The organism is Granulicella sp. WH15, from assembly GCF_009914315.1.
Classification (GTDB): domain Bacteria; phylum Acidobacteriota; class Terriglobia; order Terriglobales; family Acidobacteriaceae; genus Edaphobacter.
The window spans coordinates 2,254,473-2,277,441 of record NZ_CP042596.1 but is presented as its reverse complement, the minus strand read 5'-3'; the positions used below and the strand labels follow the sequence as shown (position 1 = coordinate 2,277,441).

18 protein-coding genes are annotated in these 22,969 nt (G+C 60.8%); 10 read left to right on the top strand and 8 right to left on the bottom strand.

The genetic code is table 11. The features are described 5' to 3' along the window. The first annotated feature begins 18 nt into the window (after positions 1–18). The 6 genes from FTO74_RS09555 (at position 19) to fabF (ending at position 7,525) form a co-directional block, all read left to right on the top strand. Positions 19–1,026 (top strand): aldolase, encoded by a 1,008-nt coding sequence (locus tag FTO74_RS09555; RefSeq protein WP_162537942.1) that lies wholly within the window; start codon positions 19–21, stop codon positions 1,024–1,026. Then, positions 1,026–2,351 (top strand): MFS transporter, encoded by a 1,326-nt coding sequence (locus FTO74_RS09550; protein WP_162537941.1) that lies wholly within the window; start codon positions 1,026–1,028, stop codon positions 2,349–2,351. Before FTO74_RS09555 ends, FTO74_RS09550 begins: the two co-directional genes overlap by 1 nt. Further along, positions 2,348–4,111, top strand: a complete 1,764-nt coding sequence (locus FTO74_RS09545) for a glycerophosphodiester phosphodiesterase family protein (RefSeq protein ID WP_162537940.1) — start codon at positions 2,348–2,350, stop codon at positions 4,109–4,111. The genes FTO74_RS09550 and FTO74_RS09545 overlap by 4 nt, the downstream gene beginning before the upstream one ends. Before the next feature lie 69 nt (positions 4,112–4,180). Further along, positions 4,181–5,497 (top strand): nucleotidyltransferase family protein, encoded by a 1,317-nt coding sequence (locus tag FTO74_RS09540; RefSeq protein ID WP_345934235.1) that lies wholly within the window; start codon positions 4,181–4,183, stop codon positions 5,495–5,497. Positions 5,498–5,788: 291 nt separating this feature from the next. Further along, positions 5,789–6,232, top strand: a complete 444-nt coding sequence (locus FTO74_RS09535; protein WP_255462596.1) for a MarR family winged helix-turn-helix transcriptional regulator — start codon at positions 5,789–5,791, stop codon at positions 6,230–6,232. A 54-nt stretch (positions 6,233–6,286) separates the two neighbouring features. Next, complete coding sequence (gene fabF / locus FTO74_RS09530) at positions 6,287–7,525, top strand: beta-ketoacyl-ACP synthase II (RefSeq protein WP_162537939.1); 1,239 nt, start codon at positions 6,287–6,289, stop codon at positions 7,523–7,525. A 141-nt stretch (positions 7,526–7,666) separates the two neighbouring features. Here fabF and FTO74_RS09525 read toward each other — a convergent pair whose 3' ends face one another. The 5 genes from FTO74_RS09525 to mutS all read right to left on the bottom strand — a co-directional run bounded on the left by FTO74_RS09525 (position 7,667) and on the right by mutS (position 17,015). Continuing rightward, positions 7,667–10,594 carry an FG-GAP-like repeat-containing protein gene (locus FTO74_RS09525; RefSeq protein WP_162537938.1) on the bottom strand — a complete coding sequence of 976 codons (2,928 nt, stop codon included), beginning with the start codon at positions 10,592–10,594 and terminating at the stop codon, positions 7,667–7,669. Positions 10,595–11,067: 473 nt separating this feature from the next. Further along, a complete protein-coding gene (locus tag FTO74_RS09520; RefSeq protein ID WP_162537937.1) occupies positions 11,068–12,615 on the bottom strand; it encodes an ABC transporter substrate-binding protein in 1,548 nt (515 codons plus the stop codon). After that, a complete protein-coding gene (locus FTO74_RS09515; RefSeq protein ID WP_162537936.1) occupies positions 12,612–13,811 on the bottom strand; it encodes an anhydro-N-acetylmuramic acid kinase in 1,200 nt (399 codons plus the stop codon). Before FTO74_RS09515 ends, FTO74_RS09520 begins: the two co-directional genes overlap by 4 nt. Continuing rightward, positions 13,804–14,337: a GIY-YIG nuclease family protein gene (locus tag FTO74_RS09510; RefSeq protein ID WP_162537935.1), complete on the bottom strand. Its 534-nt coding sequence runs from the start codon at positions 14,335–14,337 to the stop codon at positions 13,804–13,806. Before FTO74_RS09510 ends, FTO74_RS09515 begins: the two co-directional genes overlap by 8 nt. Beyond that, a complete protein-coding gene (gene mutS, locus FTO74_RS09505; protein ID WP_162537934.1) occupies positions 14,334–17,015 on the bottom strand; it encodes a DNA mismatch repair protein MutS in 2,682 nt (893 codons plus the stop codon). The genes FTO74_RS09510 and mutS overlap by 4 nt, the downstream gene beginning before the upstream one ends. A 46-nt stretch (positions 17,016–17,061) precedes the next feature. On the opposite strand from mutS, the gene FTO74_RS09500 reads away from it, so the two are divergent. The 4 genes from FTO74_RS09500 (at position 17,062) to hemC (ending at position 20,473) form a co-directional block, all read left to right on the top strand. After that, complete coding sequence (locus FTO74_RS09500; protein WP_162537933.1) at positions 17,062–17,286, top strand: hypothetical protein; 225 nt, start codon at positions 17,062–17,064, stop codon at positions 17,284–17,286. 65 nt (positions 17,287–17,351) lie between these two features. Next, on the top strand, positions 17,352–18,161 hold the full coding sequence (ccsA, locus tag FTO74_RS09495) for a cytochrome c biogenesis protein CcsA (RefSeq protein ID WP_162537932.1): 810 nt from the start codon (positions 17,352–17,354) through the stop codon (positions 18,159–18,161). After that, complete coding sequence (gene hemA, locus FTO74_RS09490; RefSeq protein ID WP_162537931.1) at positions 18,158–19,447, top strand: glutamyl-tRNA reductase; 1,290 nt, start codon at positions 18,158–18,160, stop codon at positions 19,445–19,447. Before ccsA ends, hemA begins: the two co-directional genes overlap by 4 nt. 57 nt (positions 19,448–19,504) lie before the next feature. Beyond that, positions 19,505–20,473 (top strand): hydroxymethylbilane synthase, encoded by a 969-nt coding sequence (gene hemC, locus FTO74_RS09485; protein ID WP_162537930.1) that lies wholly within the window; start codon positions 19,505–19,507, stop codon positions 20,471–20,473. Between the two features lie 234 nt (positions 20,474–20,707). Here hemC and FTO74_RS09480 read toward each other — a convergent pair whose 3' ends face one another. Genes FTO74_RS09480 through FTO74_RS09470 form a run of 3 tightly spaced genes read right to left on the bottom strand, consistent with a single transcriptional unit; the run spans position 20,708 to position 22,752 of the window. Further along, positions 20,708–21,517: a TonB family protein gene (locus tag FTO74_RS09480; protein ID WP_162537929.1), complete on the bottom strand. Its 810-nt coding sequence runs from the start codon at positions 21,515–21,517 to the stop codon at positions 20,708–20,710. 7 nt (positions 21,518–21,524) lie between these two features. Further along, a complete protein-coding gene (locus FTO74_RS09475; protein ID WP_162537928.1) occupies positions 21,525–21,947 on the bottom strand; it encodes a biopolymer transporter ExbD in 423 nt (140 codons plus the stop codon). Position 21,948: 1 nt separating this feature from the next. After that, positions 21,949–22,752, bottom strand: a complete 804-nt coding sequence (locus FTO74_RS09470; protein WP_162537927.1) for a MotA/TolQ/ExbB proton channel family protein — start codon at positions 22,750–22,752, stop codon at positions 21,949–21,951. Positions 22,753–22,969: the final 217 nt, after the last annotated feature.

Below are 22,969 nucleotides of genomic sequence, written 5' to 3'. Positions count from 1 at the left end.
CAACTGTGGAGTAAGGCGATGATGACGATTCAAGAGATCGAAACAGCGTGCGAAAAGTCTCAGCCCTTGGATTTTTCCAGGCACGAAATAGATGCTCCCGAGCTTCCATTGACGAAGATGTTTTATCCGTTTGGCTTTCCTGCCGAGGTGAGGAGCAACTCCGCCGAGGTGTTGGTGATGATGGAAGACCTCTGGGGGAAGTTTGAGAAACAGCATGACACTGAGCCTATTCTGGCGGACGTCCATGTAGTGGAGGGAAGCTCAACCGAGTGCCCACCGGCTCCGGTATACCGCTTCATGAAGCCGTTGCTTCTGGGAGTCGCGGATGGTGACAACTACTGCATCAGCGATCTGCAGCGAACCAAGTCGCAGATTACGATCTCTCATGCGGCGCTCCAAAGCAGACTTTACGCAGGCTATTTTTTCCTGGGCACGCCGGCCACCCACGTTGCTACGCGATTTACGACACCGGTACATGCGGGCTGCGTCGCACTCGATGGACGAGGCGTGCTGCTGTGCGGCGACTCTGGCGCTGGCAAGTCAACTCTCTCCTATGCGTGCGCTCGAGCGGGATGGACTTATATTTCGGATGACGGAAGCTTTGTGATCAACGACCGCAAAGACCGCATGGTGACAGGCGATTGTTATCGTGTGCGCTTTCGTCCGGCAACGGCGGAGCTGTTTCCCGAACTGAATGGACTGGAAATTACGCCACGGGCCGCGGGCAAGCCTTCGATAGAGCTGCCAACTGCTAATCTGCCGCATATGTCCTGCGCACCCACGGCACAGGTGGATTACATCGTGTTTGTGAACAGGCACTCAGGAGGTTCACCTGAGCTCCGGCCCTACCGAAAAGACGTAGCCCGGTATGCCATGCAGCAGGTGTTTTATGGGATGCCGGAGATGCGCGAGAAGCACAATGAGACGATCGATCGGTTGCTTGAAGCCGAGATCTTCGAGCTTCGCTACACCGATCTGGACTGGGGCATCGAGCGTTTGCAACGGCTGGTCCGGGAGGGACGATAGTGGAACTGTTGCTGCCACAAGCGGGAGACCGGAAAGGAACTCCTTTCTGGAAGAGTCCTGCCGCGTGGCTGCGGGAGAAGAAGCTGGGCCGTGGCTTCTGGATATTTTTCACGGCCGCATTCTTTTTTGATTTTGGATTTTCGGTCTACGTTTTTCTCTTCAACCTCTATCTGTTGGACTTTCACTTCAACGAGCGGTCTATGGGATTGATCGGCGGAGCCGCGACGCTGGGCTCGGTGGTGGGAACGTTGCCTGCGGGCGTGCTGGCACGAAAGATCGGGATTCGTCCGCTTATGATCGCCTGCTTCATCGCCTCTACGGTGCTTTGCGCTTTGCGCGTAATAATCGTGTGGGAGAACGCACAGCTTCTCCTGGCCTTTCTGAGCGGATTGGCCATGTGCCTGTGGGGCGTGTGCTTTTTGCCCGCGCTGGCACGGCTTACGACAGAAGAGAATCGCGCCTCGGCCTTCAGCCTGATTTTTTCGGTGAGCATCGGTACAGCCACCCTGGGTGGCATTGTGTGCGGCTACCTGCAGCAGTGGCTGAAGATGATCGGACTTGTGTTGCAGCCGGTCGAGGTGAAACGGATCATTCTGCTGGCTTCCTGCGGCATCGCCGCGATGGGGCTGGCGGCGGTGCTGCGTCTGGAGATGCCTGTGCCCAGGCAAGAGAAACAGCCAGCGCAGGCGCGTCAACGGAAACGTTGGATGCCGCATCCTTTTCTTCTGCGTTATCTGCCGGCGATGGCATTATGGACGGCAGTGCTGGCGGCATTCACGCCATTCGCCAATGTCTACCTGTCGAAGGATCTGCATGTTCCGATGTCGCGCATTGGGCTGATCTTTTCCCTGGCCCAGGTTGTGCAATTTTTTGTTGGCCTGCTGACGCCTGTGTTATTTCGCCGTCTGGGGATGGTTCCCGGAATCGTCGTGACACAGATTGCCACAGCCACGACCCTGGGATGCCTGGCGGCAACACGCAATACCCAGTTGGCGGTGGGACTCTACCTGAGCTTCTCTGCATTGCAGTGGATGAGCGCCCCCGGACTGTACAACCTGCTGATGAGCAAGGTGCCGGACGAAGAACGCAGCACGGCGGCTTCGGGGGCCTTGTTCTGCAATGCCGTAATCGCATCGGGAGCTACAGCAGAAGCAGGAATTCTGTTTGTTCGCTTTGGATATCCGCATGTGTTGATGGGCATTGCGGCACTAGCCTTCGTGGTGTCGATGTTGTTCTGGTTACTGGTCGGTCCCATGGATCGTCGCTTGCCGACGCAGCCACAGACTGCGGTTGGTTCGCTTGAAGGAATCGAGGTTGAGGGATGAAACGAGTCTGCGCTGTATTACTTGTGATGACGTTTGCCGCGGTAAAGGCCAAGGCTCTGCAGCCGGGTGGAGTGCAGCTTCTATGCCATCGTACGGCGAACCAGGACGTGCCGGAAAACACGCTGGAGTCGCTGGAACAGGCGGCTTTGCTGGGCTGCAACGTCGTGGAACTCGATGTGCGGCGCACGCTGGATGGAGAGTTGGTGCTAAACCATGACGGCGTTCTGGAACGTCTGACGGATGGCATAGGAGAAGCGGAGAAGACCTACTACGGTGATCTGCAAATGCGTGATCTCGGCGGATGGATGGGCGACCGATTCACCGGAATGCGAATCGTCAGGTTTGAAGATGCACTGAGCCTGGCTCGCAAGATGGATATCCGGCTGGTTGTGGATATGAAGACGAAGGGCACGGGAGCGGATGTACTGTCGCTGCTGCAGCGCGAGGGAATGCTGGAGCGTGTTCAGTTCAATGGTGAGTGGGCGGATGTGAAACAACTCTACCCAGCGGCGACCGATGTGGGTACCGGGACGGCGTGGGTACAACCTGGAGTGACGGCAGAGCAGGTAAAGGCATATCACCACGAGGGCAAGGCAGTCGTAACGAACTTTTCCGCTAATGATCACCAACTGGATCTGGCTAGCATGAAGGCCGCCGTGGCCGCGGGAGTGGATGGAATCAACGTGGATTACCCACGGCTGGGCGCGGATGCGGTAGGGCGTCCGGTAGAGCGGAAGATCAATGATCTGGAGGTTCAGGCGAGTTCCGGGGAGAGCCTGTCGCGAGCGAAGGCTATTCTGACGCTGTCGAAGTATAGTGGATTTCCTCTCCAGGAGCGCTTCGCTCGCTGGATGCTGAATGCCGACGATAATGTCTCTCGAGCAGCGGCGCTGGCCCTGGTAACGGCACGACCGCAGACGCCCGTCCTGGTGTTTGCCGAGGCCCTGCGATCGAATCATCAGGATGTGCGGGCCAATGCTGCCTGGGCCTTGGGCATGCTCCACGCTCCCGCGAATATGCTATTGCCGCTGTTAGCGGACAAAGACCCGCGCGTGTTGCAGGAGACACTGATGGCCCTGGTACGTGCTCCCGGTGATGTAAGTGCAGCGGCGTTATTGCCGCTGCTGTCGAATGAGACCGCGGCCGTGCGTGGAGCGGCAGCGCTGGCCTTAGCTCAGCACCAACCAGAGGTGGCGCTCGGGCCCATTTCGAGGCAGATGCGGCTAGAGATGAAAGCCTCGTTGAAGCTGGGAGAGGACTATGAACGGCGTGGCAAACCTCAACTGACGCAGCCAGAAATCGACGAGATCACGAGCCGCTTCCGCAGTCAGATGAAGATGGTGCAGGCGCTCTCCATGCTGAAAGGGCCGGATGCGATTCGGGTGCTGGAGGAGTTGGCGTTCCAGTCAGATGAGGGGTTCACACAGCTTGACAGCGTGGTGGCTGGATTCAAGCTATGGGACAGGATTGGAACGGAGGCCCAACCAGCCATAGATGCACTGGGGTCAAGCGATAGCCAGATGGCGGATCGTACGGAGTGGATGCTGGTACAGGCCGGGAAAGCCGTGTTGCCTGACGTGCGAAAGGCTCTTGGCAGCGAGAAGCCGATGATCCGTGAGCGGGCGATTCGGATCGTGGCCTGGCAAGGGGATACGGAGTCGTTGGAGACGCTGCGGACGATGCAGAAGGCTGGTGCGGCGAATGCTGACTTGCTGGCGTGGGCTATCGAGAAGATCAAGAGCCTTCATCCGAAGGTGTAGGTGCAGTGTTCATCACAAGAACGTTTTTGATGAGCCACGACAAAGTAGTGACAATCGGCTTATAGCGCTATGACATCCTCAAGCCGAGGGCTACATAGGATCGGGGCTGAGTCTATGCAACGCTTGCATACAAATACTGAGAGCTATCCTCTGAGCCATGCACAGCAACTGCGCGAGGCCGCTTTGCTCATCTTCTGCGATCCTATGCCCGCGGAGTGCGAGCGGCTGCGAAACCTTTCCAGCAGGAAATGGCAATCGCTGCTGACGTGGCTGGATACCAGCGGAACGTCACTGTACTTCCTCGATCGCCTAACGCAAGTGGAGCGGTGCGATGTGCTTCCGCCTGTGGTGTTGGCGCGTCTACAACAGAATCTGTTCGACAATACGGAGCGCACCGGCGGCATGATCGCTGAATCGACCGCGATTCAACTAGGTTTTCAGAACGCCGGTCTTTCCTATGCAGCGCTGAAGGGGTTTTCATTGTGGCCGCTCTCAGTGCCCAGGCCGGAGCTGCGCTCGCAACTGGATCTGGACTTTCTGATCTCTGCTCGGAACGCGCCTGAGGCGCGGCGGATTCTGGAGGGCAGGGGCTTTCGTCTGAAGGCTATCAGCGGCAGGAGCTGGGAGTTCAAGTCGAGCGAGCCCGGCAAGGCTTCGCTGAAGGACCTTTACAAGCCCACTTCTCATCGCTGCGTGGAACTGCACCTGGAGGCGGACGACTTGGGAGAGGCTTCACTCCTCGCTCGCACTGAGAAGCTCTACTTTCATGGTGTCTTTATGCCGGTTCTTCATCCGGTCGATCTATTCTTGGGGCAGGGAATGCACCTTTACAAGCATGTGTGTGGAGAGTTCTGGCGCACTGCTCATTTGATCGAGTTTCGTCGGCATGTCCTGGCACGGTATCACGATAGAGGCTTCTGGCGTGAGCTACGAAAGCTCGCTGAAGATAACCTGCGGGCCTCCGTCGGATTGGGCGTGATTGCGTTGTTGACCTCGCAGACAATGGGAGACTTTGCTCCGGAGGAGTTTACTTGCTGGACGGTCGACCGGCTACCGGTTCGGATACGGTTATGGGTCGAAAGGTATGGCCGTCGCTCCGTCGTTGCCAGCCATCCCGGTGACAAACTCTACTTACTACTACAGCAGGAACTCGAGCGTGTAGGCCTGACGGCAAAGCGGTCGCTGCGTCAGGCGTTATTGCCCAGGCGGTTGCCGCCGGCCATCGCGCATGGCTCGTCGAACGAGTCTCTATTGGCGCGCCTCGTTCGGTATCGCAGGCAAGTGTATTTTGTCCTGTTTCGGTTACGTTTTCATCTCGTGGAGGGACTGCGCTATCTGTGGGAGTCTATCCGCTGGCGGCAATATGTAGACCGGCTTGATCGATAGATACTATTGTTCCTGCTCGCGAAACCATTGCCAAGATTAGCGGGGAGCTACCGTCGAATCAGCGTCACTCGATCTTGCTTATTTTGTGAAACTGGGAAAAGAACAGAATAAGGACGGTATTAGCTTCAAACTACAGCTCATCCATAGCAACTGGCATCTCAAATTGGTTCTGTCAGAGAGATATGACGGTTGCAGCGCGCCCCCCATTACCGCATCTCATGACGATTCTCTCGATTCGATATGTATACCCATACGTGTAATTGCACGTTATTATGAAAAAGGAGGCTTAAAGTGGTCAATCAGCACGCCACATTTGGTTTACTGCCGGATTGCACTTGCTACAGGCTGAGGCAAGCCGCCCGCCTGCTGTCCCGCAACTATGACGCGTTCCTGGCCGAGTGCGGGATCAGTATTGGCCAGTTCGGCCTACTCGCAACCATCGCGGCTCATCAGGGCAAATCGATCTCTCAGATTGCGGAAGCCTTGAACATGGATCGCACCACGCTCACTCGCAATCTGATTCCATTGCAGAAGTTGGAATACATTGCCAGTGATTCTGGAGCAGATCGTAGGACTCGTTCCGTTCGACTGACTCCGGAGGGCGCAAAAACACTTAAGTCTGCTCTGCCAAAATGGCAAACGGCGCAACGCAAGTTTGAGAAACAAATAGGGCTGAAACAGGTAAAGCATCTAAACAGGGACCTGGACAGTTTGTTGGAGACGTTCTCCCACTGACAGCCGGTTACCAATAAACAGCCTTCGATTCTCGAAGGAGATTTGCAGGATTCCATGGAAAATAATCGTCGAGTAGTCGTCACGGGAGTTGGTCTCATCAGTCCGGTTGGGATTGGCACTGAAGAAACCTGGAGTGCACTTCTTGCTGGCGAGTCAGGCATAGCGCCCATTCAGTTGTTCGATGCGTCAGGCTATGCCTGCCGGTTCGCAGGGGAGGTCAAGGGCTTTGAGCCTGAGAGGTACATCGACCGCAAAGACGTGAAGAAGACGGGGCGCTTCATCCAGTTCGCGCTAGCGGCCGCCGAATTAGCGATGGCTCAATCCGGTCTTTCGATCACCGCAGGTAATGCGGAGCGAGTTGGAGTTCATGTCGGCAGCGGAATTGGCGCCTTCGAGGTAATCGAGAGAGAACACCGCAAGCTGATGGAGAAAGGTCCTCACAAAGTATCACCGTTCTTCATCACTGCTACGATTGCCAATCTAGCTGCAGGACAGATATCAATTCGCTACGGCGCATCTGGGCCGAATATAACGTGTGCAACTGCCTGCACGACGGGAGCCCACGACATTGGAGAAGCGTGGCATGTCATCCGCCGTGGAGATGCAGATGTGATGATCTGTGGAGGGAGCGAGGCAGCGGTTACTCCTCTCTCTGTCGCTGGATTCTCTTCAATGAGGGCTCTTTCTACTCGAAATGACAACCCCGCGAAAGCATCTCGCCCGTGGGATATGAATCGCGATGGCTTTGTTGTTGGGGAAGGCGCTGGAATACTGATCCTTGAGGAGCTTGAACATGCGAAAGCGCGGAGAGCCACGATACTCGCAGAGCTGGTTGGCTACGCTGCCAACTCTGATGCCTTTCACACTAACGCTCCGCCGGAAGATGGACGCGGTGTTCGTCGGGTAATGGAGCTTGCACTCGAATCTGCGAACCTTCGTCCGGATGACATTCAATATCTGAACGCACACGCGACCTCGACTCCTCTGGGAGATCTTGCGGAGGCGCGGGCGATCACTGCGGTCTTTGGCAAAGTGAAGGATTTCCGTGTCAGCTCTACAAAGTCGATGACCGGGCACCTGCTCGGCGGCGCGGGCAGCCTGGAGGCTGGCATTATCGTATGCGCATTGCAGGACCAGATTGCGCCTCCGACGACCAATATTGACGATCTCGATGAAGAGTGTACGCTTCCTCTCGTTCGTGACAAGGGAATGAGCTTGCCGATCGAGTACGCGATGACCAACTCTTATGGCTTCGGTGGAACCAACGCTTCGCTCATTTTTCGCAAATGGTGATTCGACGAAATGCCGCCCGTATAGCGTGCCAACTTCTTTTGTCGCTGTGATGAAAGTCGGTGAGCAAGAGGCGGCCCTCGGAGATTTAACCACGAATGGCCGCCAGGGATAGGCGGCCATTCGTAGTTAAGGTTTAGGTGCTTACTGCACGTTGAGCATAATGGTGGATGTAGCCGTGTAACTGCCGCTCGCCGCAGTCACAATCACCTTGTAACTGCCTGTGGTTGTGCCGGTGGAGCTTGGCGTCGTCGGTGTGGCAGGCAAAGAGCTTCCTCCGCACCCCATGGTCGCGCCCAGCATAAAGAAGCAAAGCACCGGGAGCACCAGGCGACGACGATACCGGCGAGGTATCAGACCCAGGCAAAGGAGCGCTGCGAAGGCCACGCCCGAGCGCCGGAATAGCTCCAGCGGAGCAGCCAAGGCTTTAGCCGCTGTGGACGAGATGGTCAGAGTGGTGGAGACCGGCGCGGTCGCTGAGAGGGGCACCGACGCTGGGCTGAGAGCACAGGTTGGCGCACTGGTTGGAGTGCCGGTGCCTTGGTATGTAACCGCGCAGGTGAGGTTGGCCGTACCGGTAAATCCATTGACGCTGGCGACCTGGACCGCCGTGGTGGCCGTGCCGCCGGGAGTCGCAATCGTTAGAGTAGTGGAGGTGGGCGATAGGCTGAAGCCCGTACCCGTTCCGGTCAGGGCAACGATGTGCGGCGAGCCGCTGGCGCTATCGGTGATGGTGATGGTGCCCGTGCGCTCACCGGCTGAAGCCGGGGTGAAGGTGACGCTGATGGTGCAGGTACCCGCGGCGGCAAGGCTGGTGCCGCAGGTAGTTGTCTTAGCAAAGTCGCCGGTGATGGCGATGTTGCTGATGGTGACTGCTGCGGTGCCGGAGTTGGTCAGCGTCACGGTCTGCGCGGTGCTGCTCGTGCCCTGGAGTTGGGCGGGGAAGGTCAGGCTCGTGGGCGAGACCGTCAGGGTTGCCGTCGCCGCCGAGACAGTGATGGAGACTGTATTGGAGGTTGCAGCGGCAAAGTTGCTGTCGTTCGCGTACTTCGCGGTGACCGAGTCAGTGCCCACGGCCAGCGAGGTAACGTTGAGCGTGGCCACGCCCGAGGAGAGCGTGGCCACGCCGATGCTGGTGGTACCGCTGTAGAAGATGATCGTCTCGCCGTCGGTCTTCAATCCCAGAGTGGTGTAGGGGCTGAGGATCGCGGTCAGAACGATCTGCGTGCCGAAGGTGGAGCTGCTGGCGCTTGAACTGAGCTTGAGCGTGGTGGTGGTCAACGCGCCGTTTAGAGGCGTAGTGGCCGAGGTGCTGGCAGTGAAGTTGGCGTCGCCCGCATAGGTGGCGCTGACTGCGTGCGCCCCGCTGCCGGGGACCGAGACGCCCGTCAAGGTTGCAGTGGCTGTGGCGGTCAGGTTGCTCATCTCGAGGAATATCTCGTTCAGGTCGCCGTCGGCGATGGCCATATCGGCCAGCCCGTCTTTATTGAAGTCGCCGACGACCTGGGAAAGATAGCTGGGTTCGGTGTCGGCCCCCGTCAAGCTGACGGGAGTCTTGAAGGTTCCGTCTCCGTTGCTGAGGAAGACCGAGAAGTGGGTGTCGCTGGCCATCGAGAAGTCAGCTTTGCCGTCGCCGTCGAAATCGCCAACCCCAAAGGAAGTCTCGTAGCTGTCATCCTTAGTCGCGATCGCCGTCTGAGCTTTGAAGGTGCCGTCGCCGTTGCCAAGCAGTGGCAGAATGTTCATCGTGTCCTCATCGTCGATGAGGTAAGTGATCAGGTCTAGCTTCTTATCTCCGTTGAAGTCGCCCAGTGCGAGAGCCCCAAAGCTGCCGTCGCTACCCATGCCCGCGGAGCTGATCGGCGTGCCCAGATTGAAGGTGGTCGTCCCGGTTCCGAGAAAGATGGCGATGGAGGAAGAGCCGCCGGGGGAATTTGCGCTCACTGAAACGGCTATGTCGAGCTTTCCGTCGCCGTTGAGATCTCCCAGCGCGAGCGAGTTGCCATAGCCGTCCAGAGTGAAGGAAGTCGGCCTCGCGGTGAAGGTGCCGTCGCCGTTGCCGAAGAGCACCGTAAGGGTAGACCCGGTATCTCCTCCGATGATTGCGAGGTCTGGCCTGCCGTTGCCGTCGAAGTCTCCGGCCGCGACCTGGTCGGGATAGTTCCCGGTCGGCTCGGGCGTCGCTACTTTGGTGAAGGTGCCGTCACCCTTCCCGAGCAGGATTGTGACCGTGCTCTCGGCGCCGTCGGTTGCAGCAATATCCAGCTTGCCGTCGCCGTTGAAGTCAGCTACAGCCAAACCGCTGGGAAAGTTGACGCTGTTGATCGTCGAAGAAGTAAAGGTGCCATCTCCGTTGCTTAACTCCAGGGTTAGCGAGTTGGGGCAGGCCAACCCGAGGGCGGGGCCGCAGCCCGGAGTACCGCCATTGGCAACCACGATATCCAGCTTGCCGTCGCCGTTGAAGTCGCCGGAGGCAATCGCTTCGGGCTGATCTCCCGTGGGTGGCGGCGAGAAGGTGTTCAGGGCATAGGTCAGAGAGGTATGGCTCAGTGTTGCGGTTCCAAGCGTGATGTTGCTATTGGTGGTGTCGACGAAGGAGACGTTGCCGGTGGGGGAGGCTGCTCCGCGCGAGCCCGCTACGGTTCCGGTGAGGGTGTAGGGTGCGGTCGCGCCGGAGCTGCTGATGGTGGTATTCGTCGCTCCCGAGGCCAGAGGGGGAAAGCTCAGGGCGACAGGATAGGCCGTCCCGGCGATCGTCAGAGTAAGAGTGCCGTTCAGAGCGCCGGCCGGGGTGGGCGCGGCCTTTAGAAAGATGAAACATTGTTCGTCTGGCGTAGTGGCGGTCGAGCAGGTGGAGGTCGAATCGATCGCGAACGAGCCCGTCACCACGATGGAGCTGATCGGCGTACTGGTTTGCACGACGACTGTTTGCAGGGCACTCGTGGAGCTGGCGCTCGTCGTCGGGAAGACAAGATTCGAGGGAGTGATGTGAACGTAGGGAGCGTCGGCCCGGGAGACGGCAGGCAGCAGCAACAGGCTTAGGAGGAGGCAGGCAAACCGGCGTAACACCATTCAGATAACCTCAGCAGAAAGTGGGTGGATTAGGTCAATGGAATCATTGCGATACCAGGGTGATCGTAGCCGCCTGCCTGCGAAGAGGGAGCAACCCGTTTGGTAGATATTTGCAGAAGTTTGCCGAATCAGGAGAAGAGGATTGCCCAGCCGAGGGAGACGCAAAAAGGCCGCCCGAATGGGGCGGCCCTTTTTTTGTACAAATGGATGGGGAGGTTACCGGCGGACGCAGACGCGGTGGTGGTGGCGTGTACGCCACACGCGGCAGGGACGCTCGGCGAAGGCGTTGGCGGTGAAGAGCAGAACGAGAGCGGATAGAACGATCTTTTTCATAGGGATAGGTCTCCTGATGGGTATGATGCCATGCTGGCCTGAGGGAAGGTGGTTAATTATCAAAAAGTAACGTACTTCAAACGGTTCCCGAAACCGCATGGGAGAGTTATCCACAAGGGCCTCCCTTCAGTCGGCAGCGATTATCTGTACGGGTGAATCTCCGCTTCGCGCAGGAAGTCGAAGCTGCCCGAACCGCGCGGAGTGACGTGGGTAATACGGCTGGTATGGACGATCTCGTTGTTGGGATACCACAGCGGAATACTGGGCAGTTCATCGGCCAGAATCTGCTGGACCTCGACGTAGGCACGGCGGCGGGTGGGCTCGTCGGTGGTGGCGGCAGCCTGCCGGAGCAGCTCATCGACGCGGGCGTTCATGTAGTGGCCGCGGTTGCCGCCCTTGGGCGGAAATCGGTCGGAGCTGTAGGCGTAGCGGAAGATATCCGGGTCTTCGTTGGAGCCTACCCACTTGAGCGCGTACATCTGGAAGGCTCCTCGGGTAACGTCGGCGTAGAAGGTCCCGAACTCGGCCGAACGCAAGGTCAACTCAATTCCGGCGGGGCGTAGCTGCTGCTGCAAAATAACGGCGAGCAGGCGCGTGGTCTCGTCGGTCGAAGTCTTCATCTCCAGCCGCAGGCGGACGCCTTGCTTGTCTGGAGAGAAGCCGGCAGCGTCAAGGAGCCGAGTGGCGCGGGCGATATCGTGCGGATAGCGCGGAAGTTGGCTGGCAGCGGCCCAGTGGCCGGGGGGCAGCAGCATCTCGGCCAGGTGGGCTTGATTACGCCACAGCGCGCGGATGATGGCCTCGCGGTCGATGGCGCAGGCGATGGCCTGACGAACGCGCTTGTCGCGCAGCGGTCCGTCGGCGACGTTGAAGTTGAGGTACATGACAGTAGAGCTGGGAGCGGACTCGGTGATGAGCCCCTTGGCGTTGCGGAGGGCGTAGACCATGTCGAGCGTAAGGTCGTTGCTGGCGATATCGGCAGAGCCTTTTTGCATCTCGAGTGCGACGGTAACGGCATCGGGCACGACAGGGAAGCGGACACGCTCAAGATGCGCAGGCCCCGCCCAGTACTCGGGATTGCGAGCCACGACGACATCTTTATCCACGGTGGCGCTGACGAATCGAAATGGCCCTGAGCCGACAGGGTTGCGGCCCAGCTCCTTGCCGGAGTTCTTTGGTACGACTCCAAAGAGACCATCAGACAGGTTGAAGAGCAGAGAAGCGTCGGGCCGTTTGAGATGGAGAATGAGGATCTCGGGCGTAGGAGCTTCGGCCTTGCTCACAGCCTCAAAGGCTCCTGCCTTCGAGGTGATGAGAGTCCCGTCGATGAGCGAGTTTACGGTGTAAGCAGCATCTTGGGCCGTAAGGGGCTGGCCGTTGTGGAAGCGAACACCCGTGCGGATGCGGAATATCCATGTAAGTGGATCTGGCTGGGACCACGCAGTAGCCAGCCAGGGCTGCATCTGGAAGTGCTCATCCTTGCGGACGAGTGGGTCAAAGATGAGCGAGCCGATGCGCTCGGACTGGGCATCGGTGCCGATGCGGAGGTCGAGGTTGGTGGGGCTGGAGTCGATGAGGACTACAGCAGTGTTGGGGTCTTCGTGGCGAGGGGTGCAGGCGGTCAGGAGCAGCAACGCGCAACTGAGGCCAAACCATCTCCTCCCCGGCTTGGTGGCGCGGCGGCTCATGCGTAGGTGACCTTGCCCAGGATGACGGGTCGGCTGGCCCCGGTGGCTGCAGGAACGTTACCCGGACGCTGGTGCCAGGTGAGCCAGGCCAACAGCGCGAAGGCCACGGCCTCCTTGGCCTCGGCGGGGATGCCGCGTTCTCCGATATCGATGACCTTGACTCTCAGCGGCTCGAGAGCGGCGCGCAAGAGGCCGACGAGGTGGATATTACGGGCTCCGCCGCCGCTGACGATGAGGTCGGTGGCAGTGGACTGATTCAGGTGTGGCTGGCAGAAGCGAACATAGGCCGCGGCGATGGTGGAGGCGGTGAGCGCCGTGGTGGTAGCCAGTATGTCGAGGCTGGAGGCGTCGCCGCAAAGCTCGAGGAGGCGATCGACATAGGCAGAGCCGAACTGCTCACGCCCACACGACTTGGGCGGAGGGGCAGAAAAGTAGGGGTTACGCAGCAACTCATCGAGAACCCGCTGGAGGATCTGGCCACGGGCGGCGGTCCTGCCGTAGGCGTCCAGCTTTTTGCGGAAGAGCCGTTGCATCAGGGTGTCAATGACCATATTGGCGGGGCCAGTGTCGAAGGCCAGAAGGTCTTCGAGCGACGCAGCGGCGGGCATGGCGGTCAGATTGGCGATGCCGCCCAGGTTGAGCAGGATGCGGTTGCGGGTAGGGTGGCGGAAGAGCGTGTAGTCGAGCATCGGGACCAGTGGCGCGGCCTGTCCACCGGCGGCCATATCGGCGGGGCGCAGGTCGCTGACGACGGGAACGCGCAGCCGCTCGGCCACGACGGAGGCTTCGCCGGTCTGCCACGTGGCGCGGGTAGAGCTTCCGAGAAAGGGCGCGGCAACGGCCTGATGGTAGATGGTCTGGCCGTGGAGACCGACGAGTTGGGGCTTCAGGTTGAGGGTGTTGGCGGTGGCCTCGACGGCATCGGCGTAAAGCTCGCCGAGCCGCCAGTTGAGGAGGGATAGCTCGGCGACGGGCAGAGCGGCGTTCTCCATGGCGCGGAGGATGGCGTTGCGGACGGCACGAGGGTAGGGAAAGGCCCGATGGCCGAGGAGTTTGATGCGGCCCGTGGAGCCGATGCGGACAATGGCCACGTCGATGCCGTCAGCGGAGGTGCCGGACATGACTCCGGCGATGGTCATGGGCTTCGATTGAACTAGCTGGGAAGACCGGGATGTCGCGTGGCTGGCTTTATTCATATCCAACCGATCTTTTGGCTTCGTCCCTGCATATTCTACGTAGGCTTTTCACAAAAGCTTTCTGCTCATTCCGCCACCCTCCCAGGTTTGTGAGGTTGAGGGGGGGATGTAGCTCCGAGATCAACGTACGTTCTCTTTGCTCGATGTTGTTCTCTACGATCTCGAATTTATATTCGAGATTTTTTTTCATCCAATCAGTCAGCCCCTTCTCGTCTGAATCTTTGAATCGATAATTGGTGAAATCCTTGGAAGATCCTCCCAAGCCACGAGGAATAGCTTTTAGTGACGGCTTGTCTTGTGACTTTTTGAGCAGTGCTCCCAAAGAACGGCGGAACGTAGAGGATGAGCTGGCTGTGTGCTCTCTGTGATCTCTCTCCTTCAGGCTTGACTTAGTCATGCCGATATAGAGAAGCCTCGATTCGTCAACTTCAATTCGCCCAAGAGAACAGCCTTTCTTCAAGTAGAAAGCATAGACTCCAGGCACGTCAGGAATTTCTTCGTTATCCTTTTTCGCACGTAGCGTCATTTAGGACCATCCTTGAGTTCGCGTCTGAGATCAGCCAGCAGGTTCAGGGCTTCGAGCGGTGTCAGAGAATTGATATCGGCCTCGGCCAGGCGATCGACGACACGCTGCGAGAGCGGGGTAAACATCGTCATCTGGAGCGACGGCGCAGGCTCTTCGAGCAGCGAAGCCGAGACCGAGTTCTTCTCCGCGCGTTCATGTACCTTGAGCACCTCTCGCGCGCGAGTAATGACGGACTGCGGCAACCCAGCCAGACGGGCTACCTCGATGCCGTAGCTCTTGCTCGCGGCCCCCGGTTCGACCGTGTGCAAGAAGACGATGCCGCTTGCCGACTCCTTGACCGAGACGCGGACATTTTGCAGGCGCGGGAGCTTTTCCGAGAGCAGAGTCAGCTCGTGATAATGCGTGGCGAAGAGGCTGCGGGCTCCGATGCCGTTGTGCAGATGTTCGACCGTAGCCCAGGCCAGAGAGAGGCCATCGTAGGTGGCGGTGCCGCGGCCCATCTCGTCCAGTAGCACCAGCGACCGCGAGGTGGCGGTATTCAGAATCGCGGCAGTCTCGGTCATCTCGACCATGAAGGTGCTGCGGCCGCGGGCCACGTTGTCGCTGGCCCCGATGCGGGTGTAGATGCGGTCCACAAGACCGAGCCGCATCCTCTCGGCAGGCACGAAGCAGCCGCACTGCGCCATGATGACCAGCAGCGCAGCCATGCGCAGGTAGGTGCTCTTACCGCCCATGTTGGGTCCGGTCATCAGCAGGATGGAGGGACCGTTCTGCGCGTCCAGATAGAGCGAGTTGGGAATAAATCGGCCTATGCCCGAGTCCTCCATGCGGCGCTCGACGACGGGGTGGCGTGCCTGCACGAACTCGAGCGCGGTGGAGTCGTCCACCTGCGGGCGCGTCCAGCCGCGCAGCGCGGACAGATGAGCGAAGTTCGAGAGCAGGTCTATCTCGGCGATGCGGCGGGCAGAGTCGCGAATACGGCTGGCTGCGGCGAGCAGTTGCGCCCGCAGCTCAGCGAAGATGCGGCGCTCGATCTCGAGCGAGCGGTCCTGCGCGGTGAGGATGCGGTTCTCGTAGTCCTTCAGCTCGGGCGTGGTGAAACGCTCGGCATTTACCAGCGTCTGCTTGCGCTCGTAGTCGGCGGGAACGGCGCGGGCGTTGGCCTTGGTGATCTCGATGTAGTAGCCGAAAACGGTGTTGTAGCGCACCTTGAGCGAGCCGATGCCGGTGCGCTGGCGCTCGCGCTCTTCGATTGCGATTAGCGCCTGCCGCCCACTGTGGCTCAGCTCGCGCAGCTCGTCCAGCTCGGCGTGCAGACCGGGCCGGATGACGTTGCCGTCGGCCAGTGTGGCAGGAGGTTCGGCGACGACGGTGGCGGTAATCAGCTCGTGCAGGTCTTCAAGCGGGTCCAGCTCAGCGGCAAGAGCTTGCCAGCGTGGAGCCTTGAGCGCCAGGACCGCACGGCGCAGCTCCGGCAGACAGGCCAGCGTGGCGGCCAGAGCCATGGTCTCTCGGGGACCGGCGGAGTCCGCAGCAACACGGCCAAGAAGCCGTTCTAAATCGAGGATGTTGTCCATGGCGCGCCGGACGGACTCGCGGCGGAGCAGGTCGGCATGGGCCTCGGCCACGGCTTCGAGGCGCGGCTCGATCTCCGTCAGCTCCAGCGACGGCCTCAGCAGCGTCGCACGCAGCAGACGCTTGCCCATGGGGGTGCAGCAGGCGTCCAGCGTGTAGCAGAGCGTGGTCTGGACGGACTCGCCGGAGAAGAGCGGATCGACCAGCTCCAGGTTGCGGACACTGACAGCATCCAGCTCCAGCGAGCCGGAACGTTCATAGAAGCGCAGTTGAGTGACGTGCTCGAGCGCGCCCTGCTTAGTGGAGCGGAGGTAGTGGAGCAGCCCTCCCACGGCGACGGCAGCAGCCTCGTGCGCAGCGAGGCCCAAGCCATCGAGCGAGTGCACTTTGAAGTGCTGGCGGACCAGCGGCAGTGCGTACTCGGCGGTGAGGACGTACTCGTCCACAGCGGTCTTGGTGCGGATGGCGTCGAGGCCGGAGTCCTCGGTCTTTTCGGACTCGCCCGCGAGAGTGGGCTGAGCAGAGAGGCCCAATCCGCTGGCCGTGTAAAGCAGCTCAGCCGGACGGATGCGGCCCAGCTCGTCGGCGGCCTGGGCGAAGGCGTTAGGGCCGGGGAACTCGGTGGCGCGCAGGTCACCAGTGGAGAGATCGACCATCGCAAGCCCCGCCGTGCCGGACTTGAGGACCACCACCGCGGCCAGCCAGTTCGAATCCCCGGCTCCAAGGCTGGGGTCGATGGCTGTGCCGGGCGTCAGGACGCGGGTGACCTCGCGCTTGACGATGCCCTTGACCGTCTTCGGGTCTTCCATCTGCTCACAGAGCGCGATGCGGTAGCCCTTGCGCAGCAGCCGCTGCAGGTAGACCTCGGCCGCGTGGTAGGGTACGCCGCACATAGGCTGCTTCTTTTCTTTGTCGCGAGCGGTCAGGGTAAGCTGTAGCTCACGCGCGACCAGAATCGCGTCGTCGTAAAAAAGCTCGTAGAAGTCGCCGATGCGGCAGAACATCAGGCAGTCCGGATGGGCCTGTTTGGCGGCAAAGTACTGGCGCATGACCGGGGTAAGGGAGGTGTCTTGTGCTGCGTCGTATGCGGTGTCGTTTGCCATCGTTTGGAGAGGTCAGGATATCGTATGAGTTTGAGGACAATTGGCCATGATTGAGATTCGATTGACGCCGGAGGAGTTCGCAGGCAGGGTAACGAGGCTGCAGGCGGAGCACGGCATCCGGCTTGACGGGGACGCGGGGCGGCTGACCAAGTCGGGCGTAACGGCGGCGTATGCCTATCAGGATGGCCTGCTGACGGTAAATATCCTGGAGAAGCCGTTCTTCGTGAGCACGGAGTACTGCGAGGCGGAGCTTCGGAAGTTTCTGGGGTGAAGCTGGCTTTGGCCGGTTATCGGGGCGTACGGAGCGTAAGGCGATATACTGATTCATAGCGCGTTATGTCCTTACTTTGGCTCAGGGTCGCGGTGTTTCTGTATGGTGTAGCTGCCCTGGCGGTGTTGCCTGCGGCGCTCTACGACCGCCCCCGGTGGCGGCACGTAGCCGTACCCGCCACGGTGATCGCAATCCTCTTCCACTTCGTCTCTCTAGCCGAGATGATGAACGCCGCGCACCATGAGCTGCCTGTGGACGCGCACGAGACCCAGACCCTGCTGGCGCTGCTCCTGGCCGGGGCCTTCCTGGTGGTCTACGCGCGCTTCAAGACCGTGGCGCTGGGCGTCTTTCTGCTGCCCGTGACCTTTCTTTTGTGCCTGGTGCCCGCCTTCAAGCCCCACCAGGAGACGCTGCCGCTGATCCAGCAGGGATGGGTCTTCCTGCACATTGTGCTGCTGCTGGCGGCGTACGCGGCGCTGCTGCTCTCACTGGGAGCAAGCCTGCTCTATCTGATCGAAGAGCGCAGGCTGAAGACCAAGGCCATGTCGCGCAGTGCCATCAAGTTTCCACCGCTTGAGACCATCGACCAGATCGCCTTGAAGACGCTGCTCTTCGGGTTGCCGTGCATGACAGCCGGACTGCTGATCGGCTCTCTGCTGGCGCAGATCGACTACGGCGCCAGCTACTTCCGCGACCCGAAGATCCTGCTGGCCTTTGCCATGTGGCTGGCCTACGTGGCGATGATCTTCATCCGCAGAAGCTCGGGCCTGCGGGGCCGGAGAGCGGTCTATCTCTCCAGCTTCGTCTTCTTTGTGGTGCTAACGGTGTGGGCCGCGAACCAGTTCTCGTCCGTACACAGGTTTACCGCGCTATGAGTGAGCAGAGCCTGGTGCTCCTGGGAGTCAACCACAACACCGCTCCGGTAGACGTGCGCGAGCGGCTGGCGATCCCGGCTGGACGGCTGGCCGATGCGACCAGAAGCCTTGCCCAGCAGCCGGGGATTCGCGAAGGGCTGATCCTTTCGACCTGCAACCGTGTGGAGATCCTGACTCTACAGGAAGACGCTCCCGACCTGCTGCGGTTTTTGCACGAGTACTTTGCCGTCCCGGCGGCGACGATCCAGCCGCATCTGTACGAGTTCCGCGAGCGTGAGGCCGTGCGGCACCTGTTCCGGGTCGCATCTTCTCTGGACTCGATGGTAGTCGGCGAGCCCCAGATTTTGGGGCAGGTAAAGGAATCCTACTCGGTCGCGCGGGAGGTGGGCGCAGTCTCCGGCACGTTGGAGCCTCTGCTGCAACGCGCGTTCACGGTGGCGAAGAAAGTTCGGACGGAGACGCAGATCGGCAGCTCCAGCGTGTCGATTGCAAGTGTGGCCGTGGACCTGGCCAGGAAGATCTTCGGCGCGCTGGCCAACAAGACCGTGCTGCTGGTGGGCGCGGGCAAGATGTCGGAACTGGCGGCGCGGCACCTGATCGAGCAGGGTGTGGGGTCGATTTTGGTCTCGAACCGCACGGTGGAGCGCGCGGAGAAGATCGCCGACTCGCTGCGGACGCCGAAGATTACGACCGGCGTGCTGCCCTTCGAGGATCTGTACGCCGAGGCGCATCGAGCCGATATCGTGATTACCTCGACCGGAGCGGCGCACCAGATCTTCGGCCGCCAGCATGGGCAGAGCTTTGTGCAGCGGCGGAAGGGACGGCCAATCTTCTTTATCGACATCGCCGTGCCCCGCGACGTGGACCCCAAGGTCAACGAGGTCGAGGGCTGCTTCGTCTACGACATCGACGACCTGCAACAAGTGGCCGCGGCGAACATGGCCGACCGCAGCCGTGAAGCAGCCGAGGCGGAGCGGATCGTGACCAGCGAGGTCGACCGCTACCAGCAGAAGCTGCTGTCGCTGGACGCAGTGCCGGTCATCAAGGCTCTTCAGGCGCAGGCGGAGACGCTGCGGCAGGGCGAGCTGGCCAGGGTACAGGCGCGGCTGGCCGGACTTACCCCGGCTCAGATCGAGGCCGTCGAGGCGTTGACGCGGTCGCTGACGAACAAGTTTCTGCACGCTCCGCTGATGGCAGTGCGCGATGCGGCGGCGCAGGGAGATACGGCGGGGCTGGCTCGGCTGGAAGAGTTGTACGTGGCCAAGGATGGCCGTCGAGGGAGTTAACCCCGAAGTATCCGAAATCGCCCGCAGTGTCTCCGGGAACGGTATTCTGGTGTTGATATGGATACGATTCGGATTGGGTCACGAGGGTCGCAGCTGGCGCTGTGGCAGGCGAACTTTATCGCCGATGAGCTGCGGCGCGCGGGTAATACGGTCGAGATCGAGGTCATCCGTACCACCGGCGACCGGATGCAGACGCCGGGGTTCGTGCTGCCCGCAGGCCCCAACGGCGAGAAGCCGGACGGCAAGGGGATCTTCATCAAGGAGATCGAAGAGGCACTGGCCGCAGGGCGGATCGACCTGGCTGTACACAGCCTGAAGGATCTGCCCACCACGATGGATGCACGCTTTGCGATGGCAGCGATTCCGCCCCGAGCCGACGCACGCGATGCCTTCGTCTGCGAGACGTACTGGGGACTGCACATGCTGCCGGAGTGGGCGCGGATCGGCACCACCAGCCCGCGGCGGCGAGCTCAGCTTCTGGCGCTTCGGCCCGATCTTCAGTTCGTGGAGATGCGCGGTAACATCGACACGCGGTTACGCAAGCTGGAGGACGGCGAGTGCGACGCGCTGGTGCTGGCCTGTGCCGGCCTGGACCGGATCGGCCGTACGGAGTCGGTGCATCAGCGGTTTGGGGTGGATGAGCTGACGCCCGCTCCGGGGCAGGGGGCTCTTGGGCTGGAGACTCGGCATCCCGAGCACGCTGTAGATGTAACTCGGGATGCCGCAATCTACGCGGCTGTCCGGGCGCTGGAGTGCTGGGAGACGCGCTTTGCGGTCGAGGCCGAGAGGGCGTTCCTGAATGGGATGGGCGGCGGGTGCGACCTGCCGCTGGGAGCTTACTGTCAGGCCCGCGCCGGAGGTTGGGAGATGAGGGCGCAGGTGCTGGCGCGGGATGGGGAACAGTCGGTGGAGGTAACTCTGCGGACCGAGGCCGGTGAAGATGCTGTTGCTTTGGGCACACGGGCAGCGAAGTGGGTGAAAGACGCCGGTGGGTTGGATCTGCTGGATGAAAAGCTGGTGGGGTAGGCAGTTAAAATCTATATCTCAATGAGACACGGGCGACAGCCATTTGTTATTGCTTTTGGTCTCTGCTTTTGCGGTTGCTTCTGAGGTAGGTCCGGGCTTTAGCCCGGACATCTCCAACCCGCCACAGATGCGGGTTTTAGCCCCCGAGGTACGCTTTCTTCAACCCAGCCCTTAATGCTCGATGGCCCGCTGTGGCATATTTGCCCATGCAACCCCGAGAACCGTACGAAGTACCTAAGGCTGTTTGTAGTCGAATGAATACTCAACCGTAATGTGGTTTCCCTGCGGCAACGGGCCGAATCCGTCAACGCGCTGCACGGCCCTTAACGCCGACATATCCAATGTAGGCGAACCGCTACGGGTACCGACACGAGCGTTCGAGGGCACACCGTCGTGGTCGATATCGAAGATGATGGTGACGCGCTTGCCGTTTGAGGCGCGAGAGTCAGCCTCAGCCGTGAGCCACTGCGCCGCGACCTTCTGGTTCACGATACGAACGTAGTAGGCATAACGGTCGCCGAAGGCCTTGTCCTCGACGGTCATACTGGCGGTGCCATTCTTGAGCTGCGTGACGGCCTGCGGGATGCGCACCCCGGCGGTCTCGCCCGTGGTGGCCTTGGTGGGCTGCGGGACGACGGGCTGCGGATGCTTGGGCGGCGCTGGCGTAGGCTTCTCAGCGGTTTTGACCGGCTTGGGCGGCGGAGCCTTGGTGGGGATCAGAACTTCGTTCGGCTTGGGTGGAGGCTCGGCTTTGGCCTTGGGCGGCGGCTCGGGCGCGGGGCTGGGCTTCTCGCTGGTCAGGACGGCATTGTCCTTGGTGAGCTGCTTTGGCGGCAGCGGCAGCGAGTTGACCATCGTGGCCTGGATGGCCCCGGCCTGCATATCGGCCTGGCCCCAACCCTTGTGGCGGGTAAAATCGGCCAGCGACCAGCCCAGCACCAGACCCACAATGAGGACGTGCAGCAGGATGGCTCCGCCGAGGCCGATGGGCGTGCGTTCGCCGGTGTCGATGGGGCGTCGGATTGGGAGAAGCTCAGTGGGCATCGGGGAATTACTTCTCGAAGGGCTGTGTCACGATGCTGATATTGGTGATGCCGGAGCGTTTGACCGACTCCATGACCGAGGCAAAGGCTCCGAAGGGAACCCGCTCATCGGCGCGGACGTAAACGGTCTGCTTGCCGGGGTCTGCGGCATGGGCCTTGAGCAGCTCGGGCAGGTCGGCTACGTTGACGGGCTTATCGGCCCCGCTGGCCTGGAGAAAGACGTTCTGGTCCTTGTCGATCGTGATGACCATGCGCTCTTCGGTGAGCGTCTGGGTGGAGCGCGTGTGGGGAATCGCCACGTCGATGCCGGACTGGAGTACCGGAGCCGTGAGCATGAAGATGAGCAGCAGCACCAGCACCACGTCTACCAGCGGCGTGATGTTGATGTCGGCGAGCGCGGTTTGGGTGCGGCCCTTGGCGGAGAAGGCCATGTTAGACGCCCCTCCGCCGTTCCTGCGCGAGCGTCGCGGGTTCGGGCTGCTGAGTCGGCGGCGGCACGTAGGCGGCAGCGTTCTCGATAGCGTTCAGCAGCTCGCGGCCGAAGTCGTCCATGCGCGAGCCGAAGTCGCGGAGCTGCGCCGTCAACTGGTTGTAGCCGATGACGGCAGGAATAGCGACGAGAATTCCGGCGGCGGTGGTGATGAGCGCCTCCGAGATTCCCGGGGCGACCGCGCGCAGTGTTGCCGCGCCAGCGGTGCCGAGGCCGTGGAAGGCGTCGATGATGCCCATGACGGTGCCGAAGAGGCCGATAAACGGGGAGATATTGGCGATGGTGGCCAGCCAGGTGAGGCGCTGCTCCATGCCGGTGAGGGCCTCGCTGGCAGCGGTAGCGGCGGCGCGCTCGAGGCCCACGGGGTTACGGGGCAGACCGCGCCCGCCAGACTGGCGCTGGTACTCGTCGTTGATCTCGGTGAAGACCGGCACCAGCGGCGAGGGCTTGAACTGCTCGGCTACGGCGGCTATCTCGCTGAGACGCCCGGCGCGGCGGAAGGCCCGCAGGAAGCGAGCGCTTTGCTTGCGCGCGGAGGAGAAGCTGGCGGCCTTCGAGAAGATGATCGTCCAGGAGAAGAGGCTGGCCGCTAGAAGCAGGATGAGGACCGCGAAGGCTACCGGGCCGGAGTTGTGGAGGATCTCGCCGATGGCGCTGGAGTGCGCGGCGGCGGGGAGCGGGTTAGCGGCGAGATCGGGCTCCTGAAAGCTCAGGAGGAGGGCTGCGGCTAGGGAGTGGAGCGGCATGGGCGTTGTGGGTTCCTCTGCGACGAGTGTACTGCGCGTGTACAGGATAAATGGTCGACAGGCTGTAGGATGCAGCGGGCCGGGTTGTGGGTAAAAGGTTTATCGGCTGAGACGGTACGCTGGTTCAGCGCCTGTGCTTTTAGGCTTGTGCGCGGCTCCGATCTCGAGTGTTGATCCATCCTCCGGGGGCGGCGTGTTATGCTTCGCCAAAGCGAAC